This is a genomic window from Clostridium sp. AM42-4 (assembly GCF_003480105.1).
GTDB lineage: Bacteria > Bacillota > Clostridia > Lachnospirales > Lachnospiraceae > Brotaphodocola.
Genome location: NZ_QUIK01000061.1, coordinates 1 through 426 on the forward strand (window position 1 = coordinate 1; position 426 = coordinate 426).

At 54.2% G+C, this 426-nt stretch carries 1 protein-coding gene; it reads right to left on the reverse strand.

Annotated features, from left to right (window positions below):
- Positions 1–426, reverse strand: a 426-nt coding sequence (locus tag DW922_RS18240; RefSeq protein WP_243032308.1) for a virulence-associated E family protein, incomplete at both ends; no start/stop codon positions are given.

Below are 426 nucleotides of genomic sequence, written 5' to 3' on the forward strand. Positions count from 1 at the left end.
GAAATGCACTGGTTCATAATCTCGTTGATTTCCCGGATTTCCCATTGCTTCGGCTCGTCAAAGGCATGGTTCAAGGCTTCCTTATAGAGCTGCTTGGAGCAGACCATGCTCCCGGTGTACTTATCAAGATACGCCTGTATCATCCCGGCTTTGGTGTCCTCCGGCATAAAATCCCGCTGGTGTTCTTTGAGATACCGCTGCATGGCAGGGCTGAAAGCCAGCTTGAACCTGCCGCTTCTGTAAATTTCCATCGCTTCTGCCCACATCTGCTCGATATAGGCTCTGGAAGCGGCTTCGTCCTCCAAAATGTGAACCTCGGCTTGCTCCGGGTACACCATGACGGGGATAAAGCGGCGGTTGCCGGAACGGTCAAGGGGCAGGAAGTCAAGGGCATTGGAAGTGCCGCCAAACACGCACTGACGGGGG